We start from the raw sequence: 17,044 nt of genomic DNA on the forward strand, positions 1-17,044 counted from the left end.
CCTGCGGCCGGCAGGCGGGGGGCATCTGCAATGCACCAAAAGCGGCCCGGCGCTGCGGCATGTTGGGGCGCAACGCCGGCCCGTTTTAGTGCAGATGAGCAGTATGCTGACGATTATTCGCAGCACGCCCGCGGGTCATTCCGGACGGATGTTCCCGGCGGTGACGACCTCGGTGAATTGCGCGATATCGCCGCGCAGCAGACGGTCCAGCGCGGCCGCGTCGGCCACCTCGACTTCGATCCCGGCGGCGCTGAGTTTTTCGCCCACCTCGGGCTTGGCGATCTCTTCACGGATGGCGGCATCCATCAGCGCAATACGCTCTTTCGGCACGCCTGCCGGCGCCATGAAACCGTACCAGTTGCCGATGGCGCTCTTGGCCAGTTCCGGCACGCCGCTTTCGGCAATGGTGGGCACGTCGGGCAGGGAACGCGACCGCTTCGGATTGGTCACCGCCAGGGCCACCAGCTTGCCCGCCTTGATATGCGGCAGCACGGCGGGCGCCGACCCCACGACCACCTGGATCTGCCCGCCCACGGTGTCGAGCGTGGCGGGCGCACAGCCGCGATAGGGCGCGTGCACGATGTCTACCTTGGCTTCGACCTTGACGATTTCCATGGCCAGGTGATGCGCGGTGCCGACCCCGCACGAACCGTAGGACAGCTTGCCCGGATTCTTGCGTGCATAGGCCACCAGTTCCGGCATCGTCTTGACGCCGATGCCCGGATTGGCGGCGATCACCATGGGCGAGTCGGCAATCACGTTGATCGGCATGAAGTCCTTGCGCAGGTCATAGCTGAGCTTGGGATAGATCGCTTCGCTGACGGCCTGGCTGTTGCTGATCAGGATCAGGCCGTAGCCGTCGGCGGGCAGGCGCTTGCCCGCTTCCATGCCGATGGTGCCGCCCGCGCCCGGACGGTTTTCCACCACGAATTGCTGGCCGAATCGCTGGCCCAGCGGCACGCCGATCACCCGTGCCAGCGTGTCGGCCGCGCCGCCCGTATTGAAGGGCACCATGACGCGGATCGGCTTGGCGGGATAGGTGTCCCCCTGGGCCTGGACCAGCCCGGGCAACAGGGCGGCGCTGACCGACAGACCCAGCCATACGAGACGGCGGCGGGCGCCCTGGGTCGACAGCGAAAGGACGGGTGATGACATGATGAACTCCGAGGGCAGGGACCTGCGGCAATGCAAGGGACATGCCAGACGCGGCGATACGCGTACCAACGGATTATCAGCATACTGAGCATATACGACGTATGCCGCGCATTCATCCGGACAACCACGAATCGCGGCGCCCCTGGCCGCACATCGGCCGTATTTCGGGCGTATTCGGCCTGCTGGCGCGGGTGCCGGCGGTTATAATCTTCAGCATACTAATAACCCCGGGCACTCTCATGTCGTCGAGCACCAGCCGACCCGCAGTCAAGAAGAAATCCAGCAAGCCCGCGGCGGCGGCTGTTGTCGATCCCGCCAAGGAACTGCTGTGGGCGCGGCCCGGCTTCCTCGTGCGCCGGCTGCACCAGATCCACGTGGCCATGTTCTTCGAAGAGTGCAAATCGTCGAACACCACGCCCGTGCAATACGCCATCCTGTCGGCGCTGGCCGTCATGCCTGGCCTGGACCAGACTGCGCTGGGCCAGGAAGTGGGACTGGATCGCACCACCACGGCCGACGTCGTGCGCCGCCTTGAAGAGCGGGGCCTGCTCGAACGCCGCGAGAACGAAGCCGACCGCCGCACGCGTCATGTCTTCCTCACGCGCGAGGGCAAAAGCGCCGTCAACGCCATGCATGCCGACATGGTCCGCGCGCAGGAACGCATGCTCAGCCCCCTGACCGACGCGCAGCAGAAAACATTCATGAAGCTGGTCTCGCAACTGGTGGAAGCCAACAACCAGTACAGCCGCGCCGCGCTGCGCAGCTGATAAAAAAAGCCGCGGGGTGCATCGCGCCCCGCGGCTTTTTCTTTCCCTTCCGGCAAGCCGGAATCCGGTCAGACCGGATACACCAGGTCGTTGGCGATGATGGTGCTGTCGTAGATCACCTGGCGGTCCTTCAACAGCAGTCGATCGCCTTCCCTCACGAACACGTCGTGATAGGTGCCGGCCATGTGCACCGTGGTCGGGCCTTCCACCAGCGTCTGCATCAACAGAAAGTTGGCTTGCGCAACGATCGCCCCATCGGCCTCTTCGGCCGTCACCCGCGTGTTGGTCACCAGATGCAGCATGTAGCGGGGTGCGAACATCTGCGTGCGGTTGATCGCGACCGCGCGGTCCTGCAGCATGCCCTTGCCTTCGCAATACACCAGGCCCACAGGCAACCCCAGTTCGGCGTTTTCGCGCGCCGTCACCCGGTAGATGCCTTGCTCGGTAAAGAACTCGGGCCAGTCTTCCAGCGATCCCGAATCCAGGGTCGCGCAGTAGTCGGCATGGAAGGTCTCGACGTGCTGGCGCAACTCCAGCGCGCGGGCAGGCGCCAGCGTCGACGCGTGAAACAGTGAAGTCGTAGTGAAGGTCATAACGGTCAGAATCCCATGACGCCGCGATAGTATTGGTACATGGCACGGATGGCCGCTTCCGAGATCAGCGTCTCGCTGGTGCCCACGTGGCCCGACTCCAGTTTCAGCACGTTGACGTCGGTGCTGGTGCGGCGCACGCCTTCCTGCACGAACTTCATGGCCTCGTTGTCTTCCAGGCCCAGGAAGCCGGCCGGGCCCATCAGGTTGCCCTGGCGCAGACGGTGCTGCGTCATTTCTTCGGTGTCGTCTTCGTAGCCGAACATGGTCCACATCATCAGCATGCTGTCCGGACCGTTGGGCACGATGTGGCGCACGCCCAGCGTGTTCATCTCGCGTTGAACGACCAGGTTGGGCCAGATCGTCTGCATCGTCACGGACCAGCGCGAATCCGTTTCCTTGATGTATTCCAGGAAGCGGTCGTCCTGCAGGCGCATGCCTTCATGGTACGAACGCATTTCCTTCTTGTTCTCGCTGCTGACTTCGGCGTACTTGTCTTCTTTCTTGGCCGACGCCATGGTGCCGTGGCGGCCATGCACGGGGTCGGCGATCATGGCCGAATCATTGCCCGCCACCAGCAGGCCGAACACCACCAGGAACGAGTGCAGCAGGGTCGCGTGATACGGATCCTTCAGGTTCTCGTGATACATCTTCCAGTTGCAGGGCAGCTCGTTCTTGTAATACCCAAGGATCTTCAGCTTCTTGCCGTTGAACACATGATCGAAGTCCTTCAGGATTTCGGGCGTCAGGTATTCGGGGATCGGTTCGACGTCGTCGTGATAGGACGCGAACACCACGCCGTTGTAGGTCGTGGTGTGCAGCTTGAGCAGGCCGTGGTCTTCGTTCTTGAAGTCCTTGGGCATGCCGCCGATCCGGTTCACGCCGCGCTTGAAGGGCACGCCCTGCAGGTTGCCCTTCAGGTCATACGACCACTGGTGATAGGGGCACACGAACTCTTTTGCGTTGCCCTGGCTGTTGCGACAGAACTCGGCGCCGCGATGCGCGCAGCGGTTCTCGAACACGTTGACCGAGCCGTCTTCGGCGCGCGACATGACCACGGGCGTTGCGCCAACGTACGAGCGCTTGTAGTCGCCGGCGTTCGGCACTTCGGCTTCCAGGCCGACAAAGTTCCAGACCCGGCCTTTGAAGATCTTCTGCAATTCCTGGTCGTACACGGCATTGCTGGTGTAGATCCAGTCCGGGATTTCGTGCAGCGCGTCTTCGGGCCAGGCATAGGAGGAAAGCTCCGCATCCTTGTGGCCGAGCGTCCGGTTGATGACTGCGTGGGCGTTATACATGGCGATTCCTGTCAGGGAAGGGGCGCGGCGGGCGACGCGGCGACAGCGTCGCGCACCAGTTGCCGCAGATTCAGCGTCGTGTCCTGAAGCGCCGCGGGCGCGCAGGGAAGGTCTTTTTCGATCAGCACCCGCAGCTGGCGCAGGTCGCCGCCGGCGTTCACGGCAATGCCATGGCGCAGGTGGCCGTTGTCCAGGCCGAGCAGCAGGAACTTGGGCGCGGCCGCGTCCGGATCGGCATTGCCGCGCAGGATGTAGTCCAGGGCCGGGTCGTACGCGCCCAGCATCTGGAAGTTGCAGCCGAACTGGTCCGTCCAGAACCACGGCACGGCCTGCGGCGCGGTGTCCACGCCCAACATGGCGGCGGCGGCCAGGCGGGCCTGTTCATTCGCGCTTTGCCACGACTCCATCCGCATTTCCTGCTTGAACAGCGGCTGGAATTGCGACGCGCAGTCACCCGCGGCAAACACGTTGGCAATGTTGGTGCGGCACTGCGCGTCGATGCGCACCCCGCGATTGACCGGGTGCACGGCAATGCCGGCGGCGTCAGCCAGGGCCGTGTCGGGCACAAGCCCGATCGCGACGACGGTCAGGCTGGCCGACACTTCGGCGCCATCATCCAGCATCAATGAGGTGCCGTCGGGGGTATGGGTCAGCTTGGCGATACGGCGGCCCAGCCGCAGGTCCACGCCGGCGTGCCGCGCGCGGGCCGACAGCCATTCCGACAGGGCGGGCGGCACGGCGCGTTCCAGCAGGCGGCTGCCGGCTTCGACCAGGACCACCCGGCGGCCCAGCGTCAGTGCCGTCGATGCCGTTTCCAGGCCCAGAAAGCCGCCGCCAATGACCAGCACGGTCTCGCCCGCAGGCAGGGCGGCCAGCGCGGCGCGCAGGCCACGGGCGTCGTCCAGCGAACGGATATAGTGCACGCCAGGCGTGCCAGCCGGCAGTTCGGGCAGTTCGCGCGCGGTGCCGCCGGTGGCGATCAGGCAATGGCTGTAGGCAATCGTTTCGCCTGCGCTGTCGTGCGCGACCGAGGCCGCCACGTCCAGCGAGGCAATGGTGCGGCCCAGGTGCAGGTCGATGGTGTTCTCGTCGTAGAACGCCGTGGGGTGCACGCCGATCTCGTGGTCGGCCTGCTCACCGCTCAGCACCGACTTGGACAGCGGCGGGCGTTCGTACGGGGCATGCGCTTCGCTGCCGAGCATGACGATGCCACCGGTGTGGCCCAGCTGGCGCAGCGTGGCCGCGGCGGTGGCGCCAGCCTGACCCGCCCCGATGATCAGGATGGGCTTGGCAGCGGAATCGTTGAGGGGGGTATCGGCGCTCATGGCGTGCCTTTATGCGTCGACCAGCACGTCGTCGCCCTCGACCTTGACCGGGTACGTCACCAGGTCCTTGGTCGCCGGCGCGCATTGGGCCTTGCCGGTGCGGATGTCGAAGGTGGCCTGGTGCAGCGGGCATTCGATGCAGCCGTCTTCCATGTAGCCGTCGGACAGCAGCGCGTACTGGTGCGTACAGACGTTGTCGGTCGCGAAGTAGCTGTCGTCGTCGCGGTAGAGCGCGATGTGCGCCTGACCGGCATGCACGCCGATCACGTCGCCGTTCTGCAGCTGATCGGCATTTGCGACTTTGATCCAGGCCATAATAAACCTATCTGTAAGTATGCTGACTAATAATCGTCAGTATACTGAGATTATTGCCGAATGGAAGATGGCGCGGGCGATTTGTGCGCGCCAGCTTTCCGCTCAATGCGACGGGTCGTTCCGCCAGGGCGTGGCGCGGCGTTCCAGCAGCACCAGCGCGCCGTACAGCACCATGCCCATGATCGCAAGAATGAACAGCGCGGCAAACACGCGCACCGTGTCGAACGTGCCTTGCGCGCTCATGATCACGTAGCCCAGGCCGCGTTGCGACGACACGAATTCGCCCACGATCGCACCGACCAGCGCCAGGGATATCGCGACCTTCATGCCCGTCACGATCGACGGCAAGGCACACGGCAGCTTCACCTTCCAGAACACGTCCCACGCCGACCCCTTCAGCACGCGCGACAGGTCCGTCACGTCGGGCGGCACCGAACGCAAACCATGGACGGTATCGACGATGATCGCGAACACGGCGATCAGGAAGGCAATGGCGACTTTCGGTTCGGCGCCGGTGCCCATCCAGATCACGAACAGGGGTGCGATGGCGACCTTGGGTACGCTGTTGAAGGCCACGATGACCGGCCACACGAAGCGTTCGAACGTCCGGGATCCGACAATGACGGCCGCGATCGCCACGCCGCCGATCACCGACAGCAGAAAGCCGCCCATCGTGGTCAGCAAGGTGTAGGCCGCGTGGCCCATGTACCAGGGAAACTCGGCGCCCAGTTCCATCAGGATGGCGGACGGCAGGGGCAGCATGATGGGCCGCACCTGCAACAGGCGGCCGGCGGCTTCCCACAACAGCAGCACGACCACGGTCGAGAACAGGCCGGCCAGGGTGCTGGAATAACGGGACTCGCGCATGTCAGGCCTTCTTCTCGTCGATCAGTCCCATGTCCTGGAACAGGCCGCGAATGTGCGCGACATACTTGCCGAATTCGGGCGTTTCGCGGATGGCGAGCGGACGAGGGCGGGGCAGGTCAATGGTGATCGTCTCGACAATACGGCCGGGGCGCGGCGAGAACACCATCACCACGTCGCCCAGGAACACCGCTTCGGCAATGCCGTGCGTCACGAACATGACGGTGTTGCGCGTTTCCATCCAGATCCGCTGCAACTCCACATTCATCTGATCACGCGTCAATGCGTCCAGCGCGCCAAAGGGCTCATCCATCAACAACAGTTCGGGGTCATCCACCAGGGCGCGGCAGATCGCGGCGCGCTGGCGCATGCCGCCCGACAGTTCACGCGGATAGCTGTTGGCAAAGTCGGTCAGCTTGGTCAGCGCCAGCAGGTGATCGACTTTTTCGGCATACCGCGCAACCGGCTTGTGCGCGAATTCCACGGGCAGCAGGATGTTGCTGCGGATGCTGCGCCAGTCGAGCAGGGCGTCGCGCTGGAACACGATGCCGATGCCGTCGGGCGCGCCGCGCACGGGCTTGCCATGCACTTCCAGCGTGCCGTCCGTAATGGTTTCCAGGCCGGCTACGCAGCGCAGGAAAGTGCTCTTGCCACAGCCGCTGGGGCCCAGGATGCTGACGAAGCGGCCCTGCGGAATGTCCGCGTCGATGCCCGCCAGCGCCTGGACGCCGCGCGGTCCGGGATACTGCTTGTGTACGCCTGCTGCGTGAACCGAACCACTCATTTCTTGGTGGCCAGCGCGCTGAATTTTTCGGGCGTGGCCAGGCCGTCGACGTAGTAGTCGTTGGCGGCGCGGGTCGTGCCGATCAGGCCGACCGACGACAGCGTCTTGACCGCATCGGCCCAATCGGCGGGCACCATCGCACCCACCCGCCCACCCGTGCCAAAGTAAGGCTTGAGCGCATCGATCTGGCCGCGCAGGACGGTCTTGTCCAGGCGTGCCTGCGGACGCTGCGCGACGATCGCGTCAACCGCTTCGTCCTGGTGGCCGGCGTGGATGTATTCCCAGGCCATGGCCGTCACGCTGGCAAAGCGGCTGATCGCGTCACGCTTGCTGGCCAGCTTGGCTTCGCTGGCGAACAGGCCGAAGCTGGGCATGTTCAGGCCATAGTCGGCAAACCGCACGGCTTGTGATGGCCGTTGCTTCGAAACCGACGGCAAGAAGAAAGGAATGGTCGAGAACGCCGCATCGGCGCGGCCGACGGCATAGGTCGTCGCCTTGCTGGCGGCGTCCACGTTCAACAGTTCCACGTCGGTGCGCTTGAGCTTGCCGGCCGCCAGGAAGGCGTCGACAAACGGCGCTTCAAGCGAGCCCGCCGTGTACGCGATCTTCTTGCCCTTGAGCTGGGCCGGGCCGGTAATGCCGCTGCCTTCGGGCACCAGAAGACCGATGTCGCTCTGGCGCGCAAACACGGCCACGGCCTTGACCGGCAGGCCCTTGTCGCGCGCAATCATCATGGATGCCAGCGCGGCATGGCCCACTTCAAAACTGTCGCCCGATCCGACGATCTGCACCGTGGTGACCGACCCGTTGCCGTCTTCCAGCATGACATCGAGGCCCGCCTGCTTGAACCAGCCCTTTTGCTGCGCCAGGTGGAATGGCGCCTGCACGCCCCACGGTGTCCAGTCCAGGCGCACCCGCAGCGGCTCGGCCGTCTGCGCCATGGCGGGGGTGGACAGACAGAATCCCAGCAGACCGATGGCGCCTGCGCCGGCAATCGTGGAAATCATTTTCTGGAGCATGGCGACCTCGAGGAAGGAAAGGAAATTCGGATGGGGCCATCAAGCAATCTGCATGCCAATGCCGCGCGCAGCCTGCCTGCAAGTCTGTACGTATACTGAATTGTTCGTTAGTACACTGAACATATGGTGAGCATACTGACGGACTTGGACAGGGTCAACGGCGTGCGGCGCTAGGGGATGCCCGGGGTAGGCGCACCAGAAACGGGAGCCGCCGCGCACCGAATCCGTGAGGACGCACGCGGCCCGGCACCGATTCCATGCACGTGCGACAGGTGGACTTTTACGATTTCCGTTGCTAGACTTTATTATCAGTACACTGACAATCGATGACGGGCAGACGCCCGCAACCGCCAGCCACCGGCCACCCTGGGGAAGAGGAAAATGACGAGGATTCGCAAGATTGCGTTCGAAGAACACTTCATGGGAGCCGGCTTCCAGAGTTATTCATCGAGCTTCCTGAAGCACATCGATCCGGTCCAGATCGCCGAACTCGGTTCGCGCCTGTCGGACTTCGACGACATGCGCCTGGCCGAAATGGATGCGGCCGGCATTGATCTGGCGATCCTGTCGCAAAGCGGTCCGGGCGTGCAGGCCGAACCCGATGCCGACGTCGCCTTGCGCCGCGCCCGCGAAAACAATGACTTCCTGGCCAGCCAGGTGCAGCGTCACCCGACCCGGTATGCCGGCTTCGCCACGCTGCCCATGCATGACCCCAAGACCGCCGCCGACGAACTCGAACGCTGCGTGAACGACCTTGGCTTCAAGGGTTCGCTGGTCAACGGTCATACCAACGGCGTGTACCTGGACGAGCCCAAGTACGACGCGTTCTGGGAACGCATGCAGGCGCTGGACGTGCCGATGTATCTGCATCCCACCGATGCGTTCATCATGCCGCACGCCTATAACGACCATCCTGAAATCAGCCGCGCGGCCTGGGGCTGGGGCGTCGAAACCGGCACGCATACCTTGCGCCTGCTGTTCGCCGGTGTGTTCGACCGCTTCCCGGACCTGAAGATCGTCATTGGTCACATGGGCGAAGGCCTGCCCTACCAGCGCTGGCGTTTCGACAGCCGCTTCGCGGCCTATCCGCACGGCATCACGCTGCAGCGCAAGCCGTCGGAATACATCGGCAGCAACATCGTCATCACCACATCGGGCGTCTGTTCGCCAGGCGCGCTGATGGGCGCGATCGAAGAGATGGGTGCCGAAGCCGTCATGTTCTCGGTAGACTATCCTTACGAGTCGAGCGCCGACGCGGCCGATTTCATCGAAGCCGCCCCGCTCGACGAGGCAACCCGTCACCTGATCTGCCACGGCAACGCCGAGCGCCTGTTCAAGCTGTAAGGCTTCATCAGCTTCAGACCGCAACGCGCCACCGGGGCCGCAGCAGGCGGCCCGCCCAGACAGCGCCTGCCTTCGGGCCCCGACGTGTCGTCGTCGTGGCCTGACGCAGGCGTTCCTCATCGCGAACAGGAGCAACTTTTGAGCACATTCATCGCTGGCGGCAACGTGCACGCCAATGGCATCCGCCAACACTACCTTCGTTACGGCGGCGCCACCGAAGCGCGCGCCTCGCGTCCCACCGTGATCCTGGTCCCCGGCATCACCAGCCCGGCCATTACCTGGGGCTTCGTGGGCGAGGTGTTCGGCGAGCAGTTCGACACCTATGTGCTGGACGTGCGCGGCCGTGGCCTGTCGTCGGCCGAAGACGGCCTGGACTACAGCCTGGATGCCCAGGCGGCCGACGTGCTGGCCTTTGCGCAGGCGCTCAAGCTGGACCGCTGGATGATCGTGGGCCATTCGATGGGTGGCCGCATCGCGGTTCGCGCCGGCCGCACGGCCCCCGCGGGTCTGGAGCGCATGGTGCTGATCGACCCGCCCGTGTCGGGTCCGGGCCGCCGCGCCTACCCGGCCAAGCTGCCCTGGTATATCGACTCGATCCGCCTGGCCATGCAAGGCACCGACGCCGAAGGCATGCTGGCCTTCTGCCCGACCTGGACCGAAGAGCAGCGCGCGCTGCGCGCCGAATGGCTGCATACCTGCAACGAAAGCGCGATCCTGACCAGTTTCGAAGCCTTCGCGACCGATGACATCCATGCCGACCTGCCCAAGCTGACCGTGCCGGTCATGCTGATGGTGGCGGGCCGCGGCGACGTGATCCGCCCCGAAGACATCCAAGAGATCACCTCGCTGCACGCCGACACCGAAGTGGCCCATGTCCCCAATGCCGGCCACATGATTCCGTGGGACGACGAAGCCGGCTTCTATGCCGCCTTTGGCTCCTTCCTGGGCGCGCCGCTGGGCAAGGCAGGCGCGGCCAACGACGACCCCGCCATGGGCACGCCCGCCACGCCCTGATGGCGCGTTGCCTGAACCCCGCCTCTAGACCTTCCAGGAGTAACCGCCATGCCGGTCAGTGACTATGAAATGATCAACGCCTGGACCCAGGTGCTGAAGCTGTCGAAGCTCGAGGCGGGCCAGACCGTCACGGTGCTGACCGGCGCCGCCACCCATCCGCAGACGCTGTCGAGCGCGCTGGTCGCGGCGCAGTCGCTGGGGGCGGTGGTCAACCGGCTCGACCTGTTGCCGGTCAATGCCGACAAGGCGCTCAGCCGGGATTCGCTGGCCTACCTGGGCACCACGCCCCTGACGGGCAACAACGCCGCCATTGCCGCGTTGAAGGAAAGCGATCTGGTGCTGGATCTGATGACCTTGCTGTTCTCGGCCGAGCAGCACGACATCCTGAAGACCGGCACCAAGATCCTGCTGGCGGTGGAGCCGCCCGAAGTGCTGGTGCGCCTGGTGCCGACGGCAGCCGATCGCGAACGGGTCACCAAGGCCAACGCCCGCCTGTCGCGCGCCAGGACCATGACGGTCACCTCGGGTGCCGGCACGGAACTGACCTGCCCGATGGGCCAGTTCCCGGTCATCAGCGAATACGGTTTCGTGGATGAACCCGGCCGATGGGACCACTGGCCGAGCGGCTTCGTGCTGACCTTCCCGGACGATGGCAAGACGTCGGGCCGCATCGTGATCGACAAGGGCGACATCCTGCTGCCGCAGAAATGCTACGTGACCGAGCCCATCACGCTGACGGTGGAAAACGGCTACGCCACGAAGATCGAAGGCGGGGTCGATGCGGCCTTGCTGCGCGACTACATGTCGTCGTTCAATGACCCCGAGGCCTATGCGATCTCGCACATCGGCTGGGGCCTGCAGCCCCGCGCGCGCTGGTCCACATTGGGGTTGTACGATCGTGAAGCCACCATCGGCATGGACGCGCGCGCCTACGAAGGCAACTTCCTGTTCTCGCTCGGGCCCAACAACGAAGCAGGCGGCAGCCGCAGCACCGCCTGCCATATCGATATCCCGCTGCGCGACTGCACGGTCAGCCTGGATGGCGATCCGGTGGTGCGCAACGGCAAGGTATTGGATCAACCACAGGACAATTGATGAACAACGACGTTCACACCTACCAGCGCCAGGGCTTCGGCACCGCGCTGAAACTCGAAGGCCCGGTCGGTCTTCTGATCATTGACTTCGTCAACGGCTTTGCCGACCCCGAGATCTTCGGCGGCGGCAACATTCCCCAAGCCATCGCCAACACCGTGCCCCTGCTCGAAGAAGCGCGCAAGCGCGGCTGGCCGGTGGCGCACAGCCGCATCGTGTTCGCCGATGACGGCGGTGACCACAACGTGTTCGCGCAGAAAGTGCCGGGCATGCTGACCCTGAAGGAAAACGAAGCGCGCAGCGCGATCGTGCCGGAACTCGCGCCTGCGCAGGGCGAGCTGGTGGTACGCAAGACGGTGCCGTCGGCCTTCTTTGGCACCATGCTGACGGCGTGGCTGGCGCAGCGCGGCGTCAAGACTCTGGTGATCGCTGGTGCGGTCACGAGCGGCTGCGTCCGGGCCAGCGTGGTCGACGCCATGTCGTACGGCTACCGGCCGCTGGTGCTGTCCGATTGCGTGGGTGACCGCGCGATTGCGCCGCACGACGCCAACCTGTTCGACATGGGCCAGAAGTACGCCACCGTCATGACGCGTGACGAAGCCTTGCAGGCGCTGGCCGACGCCTGATCGACAGGCATCGCCAGGACGAAAAAAAGCCGGATCTTGCGATCCGGCTTTTTTCTTTCCGCAAATCCCAAGGGCCGAAGCCCCGGAGATTCTTAGAACATGTGGCGCACGCCGAAACCGGCCTGGCGGGTACCGATGTCGTTGCGAACCGAGGCGCGGCTGCCCAGGTTGTCGATGTCGCTGAAGAACGCGTAGGCGTTCGTGCGGCGCGACAGTGCGTAGGTGTAGCCGACGCTGTAGCCCTTGATGTCCCAGTCCTTCGCCTTCTGGTACGAACCGAACACGCGGCCGGCGCCGATCGGTGCCGACAGACCCACCATGTACGACTTGGTGTTCGATGCGAACGGCACGCTGGTGGCCGGCGTGGCTGCGGTACCGGCGGTCACGGCGATGTTGCGCTGGTCAGCGTACAGGGCGTGGACCTTCACGACGCCGAAGTCATAGGCGCCACCGACTTGCGTCGAGATGCCGTTCGCGCCGCCCGTACCCGGGTCAAGGCGGTCATACGTCACAGCGGCTTCGATCGGGCCGTTGTTGTAGCGAACACCGGTCGTGACAGCGCGGTTGTTGTTGGCGTTGCCAGGAACTTCCTGACCCGAACGCGTGAAGCTGTAGCCGATCGCGGCTTGCAGGCCACCGAAGTTCGGCGAGAAGAACATGGCGGTGTTGTCGTTGCGCACCTGGTTGGCGGCGATCACCGTCGAGCCGATACCGGCCTGGCGGAACACGGTGCCGAACGGGTCGATCGACGTGAAGAATGCCGAGCCCAGGATGAACTGGCGGCCCAGACGCATTTCACCGAAACGCGAGTGCGACAGACCCACCCATGCCTGACGGTTGAACAGGCCGCTGCCGGTCGTCGTGCCGTCATCGACGTTGATGCCGCTTTCCAGAGTGAAGTTGGCCTTCAAGCCACCGCCCAGATCTTCCGAACCGCGCATGCCGAAGCGCGAGTCGTTCTGGATGCCGCTGTCCAGCGCATTGCGCGAGCTCTGGCCGTCAACCTTCGAATGCAGGAAACCGGCGTCCACGAGACCGTAGAGCGTGACCGAGCTTTGTGCCTGGGCGGTACCTGCTGCGCTGGCCAGGATGGCTGCGAGGATGAGCGTTTTCTTCATGAAGATCTCCGGGATCGGATGGTTGTTGTCTGGAAGACGGGCCGGGCAGGGGGCCGACGGGGGCGGTCGATGCACGCCCGCAGCGTCGGTTCCGGTCCCTGCCTTGGGCCCGGTCTAGTTGGCCTCGTTGGAAGCCGTGGTGCTATTCCATCAAAAAATTCGTTCAAGGGCCAAGATTGCCTGCAGTTGAGCCCGTGTTTTTACGACTGCTTACGTCAGACGTGCTTTTGTACCAACAGAGGCAGCAAAAAGGCCCGTTTCCCTGGGGAACGAGCCTTGAGCGCCGGTAGCAATTTCTGCCATCCGGGATGGCAACCGGATGAATCCGGTTGCCGTACAGGTCTTTGCGGGACCGATCAGAAGCGGTGCTGGATACCGAAGCCGAGTTCGCGGCGGTCGCCCGTACGCGTGGCGGCGGCGCCGGTGTACTGCACCGAATCGCTGTACTGGCTGGCCGCGGCGTAGACCATGGTGCGCTTTGACAGCTTGTAGTTGTAGGCGATGGCAAAGCCGTCGATGTTGTTGTCTTCGCGGCCCAGGTTCTTGTTGCGGTTGTCCAGGCGCTGGTACGTGGCCAGCAGGGCGTGGGCGCCGAACGGCACGCTCAGGCCCAGCAGGTACGCATTTTCTTTTTCCGACGCCGAGCGGAACGCGTAGTTCTGCAGGCGGCCGTAACCGGCGTGGGCCTTGACGACGCCGAAGTCGTAGGTGGCGCCCAGCTGGTAGTTCTTGATGTCGCTGCTGGCCGCGGCGGCTGCCGAGTCAGGCGCATTGCGCTGGTCGTACGTGAACACGACGGCCAGGGGGCCGTTGTTATAGCGCAGACCGCTGGTGATGACGCGCTGGTCGGTACGCGCTGCGCCCGAGGCGACGGTGGCTTCGGCGCCGGCGGCGTTGAAGCTGTAGCCCACGCCGGCCTGGAAGCCTGCGAACACGGGCGTCATGTACAGAGCGGTGTTGTCCAGACGGTCACCCGTGCCACCCGTGGCGTTGAAGCCGAAGATGGTTTGCGATTGGGCCTGGCCGTAGGCGTTGCCGAACGGGTTGATGCTGCTGCCGAACCAGCCGAACGCGAACGAGTCCTGACGGCCCAGGCGCAGTTCGCCCAGCGACGTCGATTGCAGACCCACCCAGGCGGTACGGCCGAACAGGCGGCTGGTGGTGCCCAGCGATTGACCGGTGGTGCCCTGGTCGATGTTGATGCCGCTTTCCAGCTGGAAGTTGGCCTTCAGACCGTTGCCCAGGTCTTCCGAACCGCGGATGCCCCAGCGCGAACCGCCGGCATAGCCGCTGTCAATGCCGTTGGTGGCGCGCTGACCGTCGTTCTTGCTGGAGACGAAGCCCGCGTCGGCAATGCCGTACAGGGTGACGTTGCTTTGAGCCTGGGCGGCTCCCGCGAAGCCAGCGAGCAGGGCGGCGGCGATAAGGGTCTTGTTCAATTGGAGCTCCGAATAAGGGATGGTGGTGCGGCACGTCTTTCCTGGTGCACGGCGGTCAGAATGACGAGTGAATATGTGCACCACGTGACAACGCCCGGGCCGCTCATCCTTTGTTGTGTTCGTGCAACGACGCTGGGCAGGCGCCGGAGGGCCGTCCTGGCGGCGGGTACTCCGCGTGCTTGGCCGATGACATCTTCGCGATTGCCTATACTGGGCAGATCGTTCGTCCGTGCCTGCCTGTCCGGCGGGCCGCATGCAGAAGGCACCGGTCATGACCTCTTCTTCCCCTTCGTCTTTTTCTTCTTCGTCGCCGTCCAGCTTCCGCCGGATCTCGCCACTCGACCGCCTGCTGGCCGAAGCCGACCGCGCACTGCGGGTGCTGTCAGGCAGCACGTCCGGCACGCGCCCCAATCCCGCCGCGGCGCTGCGCAAGCCGGCGCCCCCGGCCGTCCTGGCGACGGAACCGCTGGCCGTGGTCGGCGTGTCGACCGCGGCGGGCGCGGGTGGTGCCGTGAGTGGCGGCGTGACTGGCGGCCTGAATACCGACGATCCCGCGACGTCCACGGAACTGACGCCCGCCGAAACCCGCCACGCGGCCGGGCTGATGCGCGTCAATCATGTCGGGGAGGTCTGCGCGCAAGCCCTGTATCGCGGGCAGGCGCTGGTCAGCCGGCACGCGTCGACGCGCGCCATCTTCTTAGAAGCCGCGGTCGAAGAGACCGATCACCTGACCTGGTTGGCCGATCGGCTCAAGGAATTGAAATCACGCCCCAGTTTCCTGAACCCGCTCTGGTACGCGGGTGCGTTCGGCCTGGGGGTGCTGGCGGGACGGGCAGGGGACGCCGTCAACCTGGGCTTCATGGCCGAAACCGAAAAGCAGGTGGAACAGCATCTTGACGGGCATCTGCAGAAATTGCCGGTCAATGACGTGCGGTCACGGGCGATCGTGACGCAGATGTGCGAAGAAGAGCGCCATCACCGCGAGACCGCCCAGCATGCAGGCGGGCGGCCTCTGCCGCCCCTGGCGCGCGCCGCCATGCGGGCGGGCTCGAAAGTGATGACGACGACGTCCTACTATATTTGAGGACGCAGGCCGCAGGCCGGGGGCGTGGGCCGGGCTGCAGCGGCGGCCTGCCGTGCCAGCCTTCCTTGCCAGCCTCAGTCGGCTTCCACCACGTCCACACCCCAGGTCATGGCGACCGTGTGTTCCAGCATGGCCGACGCCGAGCAGTATTTGTCGTGCGACAGCTGCACCGCGCGTTCCACGGCGGCGACCGGCAGGTTCTTGCCGGTCACGGTGAACTGGAAGTGGATCTTGGTAAACACCTTGGGGTCCGTTTCGGCGCGTTCGGCCTGCATGGCGACCGTGCAGCCGCGCACCGCATGGCGGCCGCGCTTCAGGATCAGCACGACGTCATAGGCCGTGCAGCCACCGGTTCCGGCCAGCACCAGTTCCATCGGCCGCGGCGCCAGGTTGTTGCCGCCCCCATCGGGCGCGCCGTCCATCACGGCAATATGGCCGCTGCCGGTCTGGGCCGTGAACAACATCCCCTGGGGGCCGCCCCAGCTCACTGTGCATTCCATGTCGATCGTCCTTTGATGATGCGGTGTCGGTAGGGCGGGATGATAGCGTGCGGCCCGGCGGCATCAGCGCCGTCGCCACACCGGAGGCCACTACCTACACGAAAACCCTAGAAAATTCTTGCGCTGCACAAAACGCCTTCCTATAATTGTTCTAACGGAAGTCGCTTTGAGTGACGACACGGCCCAGGGCCCCTCGTCTCCGTCGGACAGCACCGCAAAGCGATCTCCAAAGTGTCTCCTCCACCCTCCTTATTTGGTGGATTAAGCCCGAAGCCTTCACGGCTCCGGGCTTTTTTTTGTCCGGTCATAGCGGGCGACGGTTCACGGTCCGATATTTGCGGGTAGCTGTCGTCAGTCTACGATCCACGCACACGACCTGTTGTCGGACTTCAACTGCCATCTGCCCTTGCCGCCCGCTCTGCGCACGGCGAAGGATGCGTAAACGCAACGGAACTTTGGCTCGATCTGTCGCTCGGATGTTAACGATGCGCATATTTGGCCTCTCGATCCATGTTGCGGTGCGCCATGAAATACGGCTTTATCGGCTTGGGACAGCGGTGATGCTCAGCTGATAAGTCGTTGATTTGCCTGGCTTTTACGCACATCCAGAATGCTTTAGGTTTTAAGTACTTGTTTTATAAGGCAATCCTGTTTGTGAAATGCCACACCGCATTGTGGTAAATCGCTCAAATAGGTCTTGCACCGCACAA

Annotated in this window: 17 protein-coding genes; 6 read left to right on the plus strand and 11 right to left on the minus strand. The window is 64.4% G+C overall.

Annotation, left to right across the window (positions count from 1 at the left end; genetic code table 11):
* Positions 1–135: 135 nt before the first annotated feature.
* Positions 136–1,155 (minus strand): tripartite tricarboxylate transporter substrate binding protein, encoded by a 1,020-nt coding sequence (locus tag HD883_RS20710; protein ID WP_179588892.1) that lies wholly within the window; start codon positions 1,153–1,155, stop codon positions 136–138.
* Between the two features lie 239 nt (positions 1,156–1,394).
* On the opposite strand from HD883_RS20710, the gene HD883_RS20715 reads away from it, so the two are divergent.
* Entirely contained in the window at positions 1,395–1,922 is a 528-nt protein-coding gene (locus HD883_RS20715) for a MarR family winged helix-turn-helix transcriptional regulator (RefSeq protein WP_179588893.1), read from the plus strand.
* Positions 1,923–1,990: 68 nt separating this feature from the next.
* Here the strand turns inward: HD883_RS20715 and HD883_RS20720 are convergent, their stop codons facing one another.
* The 7 genes from HD883_RS20720 to HD883_RS20750 all read right to left on the minus strand — a co-directional run bounded on the left by HD883_RS20720 (position 1,991) and on the right by HD883_RS20750 (position 8,117).
* The gene (locus HD883_RS20720) at positions 1,991–2,515 is read right to left on the minus strand and encodes an aromatic-ring-hydroxylating dioxygenase subunit beta (protein WP_179588894.1); all 525 of its coding nucleotides are present in this window, start codon (positions 2,513–2,515) and stop codon (positions 1,991–1,993) included.
* A gap of 5 nt (positions 2,516–2,520) precedes the next feature.
* Positions 2,521–3,810 carry an aromatic ring-hydroxylating dioxygenase subunit alpha gene (locus tag HD883_RS20725; RefSeq protein WP_179588895.1) on the minus strand — a complete coding sequence of 430 codons (1,290 nt, stop codon included), beginning with the start codon at positions 3,808–3,810 and terminating at the stop codon, positions 2,521–2,523.
* A gap of 11 nt (positions 3,811–3,821) precedes the next feature.
* Positions 3,822–5,135 (minus strand): NAD(P)/FAD-dependent oxidoreductase, encoded by a 1,314-nt coding sequence (locus tag HD883_RS20730; RefSeq protein ID WP_179588896.1) that lies wholly within the window; start codon positions 5,133–5,135, stop codon positions 3,822–3,824.
* 9 nt (positions 5,136–5,144) lie between these two features.
* Positions 5,145–5,450: a non-heme iron oxygenase ferredoxin subunit gene (locus tag HD883_RS20735; RefSeq protein WP_179588897.1), complete on the minus strand. Its 306-nt coding sequence runs from the start codon at positions 5,448–5,450 to the stop codon at positions 5,145–5,147.
* 102 nt (positions 5,451–5,552) lie between these two features.
* Positions 5,553–6,317, minus strand: a complete 765-nt coding sequence (locus HD883_RS20740) for an ABC transporter permease (RefSeq protein ID WP_179588898.1) — start codon at positions 6,315–6,317, stop codon at positions 5,553–5,555.
* Between the two features lies 1 nt (position 6,318).
* Positions 6,319–7,098, minus strand: a complete 780-nt coding sequence (locus tag HD883_RS20745; protein WP_179588899.1) for an ABC transporter ATP-binding protein — start codon at positions 7,096–7,098, stop codon at positions 6,319–6,321.
* The gene (locus HD883_RS20750; protein WP_179588900.1) at positions 7,095–8,117 is read right to left on the minus strand and encodes an ABC transporter substrate-binding protein; all 1,023 of its coding nucleotides are present in this window, start codon (positions 8,115–8,117) and stop codon (positions 7,095–7,097) included. The genes HD883_RS20745 and HD883_RS20750 overlap by 4 nt, the downstream gene beginning before the upstream one ends.
* 381 nt (positions 8,118–8,498) lie before the next feature.
* Between HD883_RS20750 and HD883_RS20755 the strand changes: the two genes are divergently transcribed.
* The 4 genes from HD883_RS20755 (at position 8,499) to HD883_RS20770 (ending at position 12,193) form a co-directional block, all read left to right on the plus strand.
* Positions 8,499–9,461, plus strand: a complete 963-nt coding sequence (locus HD883_RS20755; RefSeq protein ID WP_179588901.1) for an amidohydrolase family protein — start codon at positions 8,499–8,501, stop codon at positions 9,459–9,461.
* A 138-nt stretch (positions 9,462–9,599) separates the two neighbouring features.
* Positions 9,600–10,475 (plus strand): alpha/beta fold hydrolase, encoded by an 876-nt coding sequence (locus HD883_RS20760; protein WP_179588902.1) that lies wholly within the window; start codon positions 9,600–9,602, stop codon positions 10,473–10,475.
* A 48-nt stretch (positions 10,476–10,523) separates the two neighbouring features.
* Positions 10,524–11,570: a 2,5-dihydroxypyridine 5,6-dioxygenase gene (locus HD883_RS20765; RefSeq protein ID WP_179588903.1), complete on the plus strand. Its 1,047-nt coding sequence runs from the start codon at positions 10,524–10,526 to the stop codon at positions 11,568–11,570.
* On the plus strand, positions 11,570–12,193 hold the full coding sequence (locus HD883_RS20770; protein ID WP_179588904.1) for an N-carbamoylsarcosine amidohydrolase: 624 nt from the start codon (positions 11,570–11,572) through the stop codon (positions 12,191–12,193). Before HD883_RS20765 ends, HD883_RS20770 begins: the two co-directional genes overlap by 1 nt.
* Before the next feature lie 92 nt (positions 12,194–12,285).
* Here HD883_RS20770 and HD883_RS20775 read toward each other — a convergent pair whose 3' ends face one another.
* Together HD883_RS20775 and HD883_RS20780 are read right to left on the minus strand one after the other, a co-directional pair.
* Positions 12,286–13,311 (minus strand): porin, encoded by a 1,026-nt coding sequence (locus HD883_RS20775; RefSeq protein ID WP_179588905.1) that lies wholly within the window; start codon positions 13,309–13,311, stop codon positions 12,286–12,288.
* A gap of 356 nt (positions 13,312–13,667) precedes the next feature.
* The gene (locus tag HD883_RS20780; RefSeq protein ID WP_179588906.1) at positions 13,668–14,750 is read right to left on the minus strand and encodes a porin; all 1,083 of its coding nucleotides are present in this window, start codon (positions 14,748–14,750) and stop codon (positions 13,668–13,670) included.
* A gap of 271 nt (positions 14,751–15,021) precedes the next feature.
* Here HD883_RS20780 and coq7 point away from each other — a divergent pair, with 271 nt between their 5' ends.
* On the plus strand, positions 15,022–15,834 hold the full coding sequence (gene coq7 / locus HD883_RS20785; protein WP_179588907.1) for a 2-polyprenyl-3-methyl-6-methoxy-1,4-benzoquinone monooxygenase: 813 nt from the start codon (positions 15,022–15,024) through the stop codon (positions 15,832–15,834).
* A 74-nt stretch (positions 15,835–15,908) separates the two neighbouring features.
* Here the strand turns inward: coq7 and HD883_RS20790 are convergent, their stop codons facing one another.
* Positions 15,909–16,334, minus strand: a complete 426-nt coding sequence (locus tag HD883_RS20790; protein WP_179588908.1) for an OsmC family protein — start codon at positions 16,332–16,334, stop codon at positions 15,909–15,911.
* Positions 16,335–17,044: the final 710 nt, after the last annotated feature.

It is taken from the genome of Pigmentiphaga litoralis (assembly GCF_013408655.1).
In the GTDB taxonomy this organism is placed as follows: Bacteria; Pseudomonadota; Gammaproteobacteria; order Burkholderiales; family Burkholderiaceae_B; genus Pigmentiphaga; species Pigmentiphaga litoralis_A.

Bases quoted from the DNA above. Each gene is read 5' to 3' on its own strand.
- HD883_RS20735 (WP_179588897.1), bottom strand. From the start codon at position 5,450: ATGGCCTGGATCAAAGTCGCAAATGCCGATCAGCTGCAGAACGGCGAC.
- HD883_RS20770 (WP_179588904.1), top strand. From the start codon at position 11,570: ATGAACAACGACGTTCACACCTACCAGCGCCAGGGCTTCGGCACCGCG.
- HD883_RS20720 (WP_179588894.1), bottom strand. From the start codon at position 2,515: ATGACCTTCACTACGACTTCACTGTTTCACGCGTCGACGCTGGCGCCT.
- HD883_RS20790 (WP_179588908.1), bottom strand. From the start codon at position 16,334: ATGGAATGCACAGTGAGCTGGGGCGGCCCCCAGGGGATGTTGTTCACG.
- HD883_RS20725 (WP_179588895.1), bottom strand. From the start codon at position 3,810: ATGTATAACGCCCACGCAGTCATCAACCGGACGCTCGGCCACAAGGAT.
- HD883_RS20730 (WP_179588896.1), bottom strand. From the start codon at position 5,135: ATGAGCGCCGATACCCCCCTCAACGATTCCGCTGCCAAGCCCATCCTG.
- HD883_RS20745 (WP_179588899.1), bottom strand. From the start codon at position 7,098: ATGAGTGGTTCGGTTCACGCAGCAGGCGTACACAAGCAGTATCCCGGA.
- HD883_RS20715 (WP_179588893.1), top strand. From the start codon at position 1,395: ATGTCGTCGAGCACCAGCCGACCCGCAGTCAAGAAGAAATCCAGCAAG.
- HD883_RS20775 (WP_179588905.1), bottom strand. From the start codon at position 13,311: ATGAAGAAAACGCTCATCCTCGCAGCCATCCTGGCCAGCGCAGCAGGT.
- HD883_RS20765 (WP_179588903.1), top strand. From the start codon at position 10,524: ATGCCGGTCAGTGACTATGAAATGATCAACGCCTGGACCCAGGTGCTG.
- coq7 (WP_179588907.1), top strand. From the start codon at position 15,022: ATGACCTCTTCTTCCCCTTCGTCTTTTTCTTCTTCGTCGCCGTCCAGC.
- HD883_RS20750 (WP_179588900.1), bottom strand. From the start codon at position 8,117: ATGCTCCAGAAAATGATTTCCACGATTGCCGGCGCAGGCGCCATCGGT.
- HD883_RS20710 (WP_179588892.1), bottom strand. From the start codon at position 1,155: ATGTCATCACCCGTCCTTTCGCTGTCGACCCAGGGCGCCCGCCGCCGT.
- HD883_RS20755 (WP_179588901.1), top strand. From the start codon at position 8,499: ATGACGAGGATTCGCAAGATTGCGTTCGAAGAACACTTCATGGGAGCC.
- HD883_RS20740 (WP_179588898.1), bottom strand. From the start codon at position 6,317: ATGCGCGAGTCCCGTTATTCCAGCACCCTGGCCGGCCTGTTCTCGACC.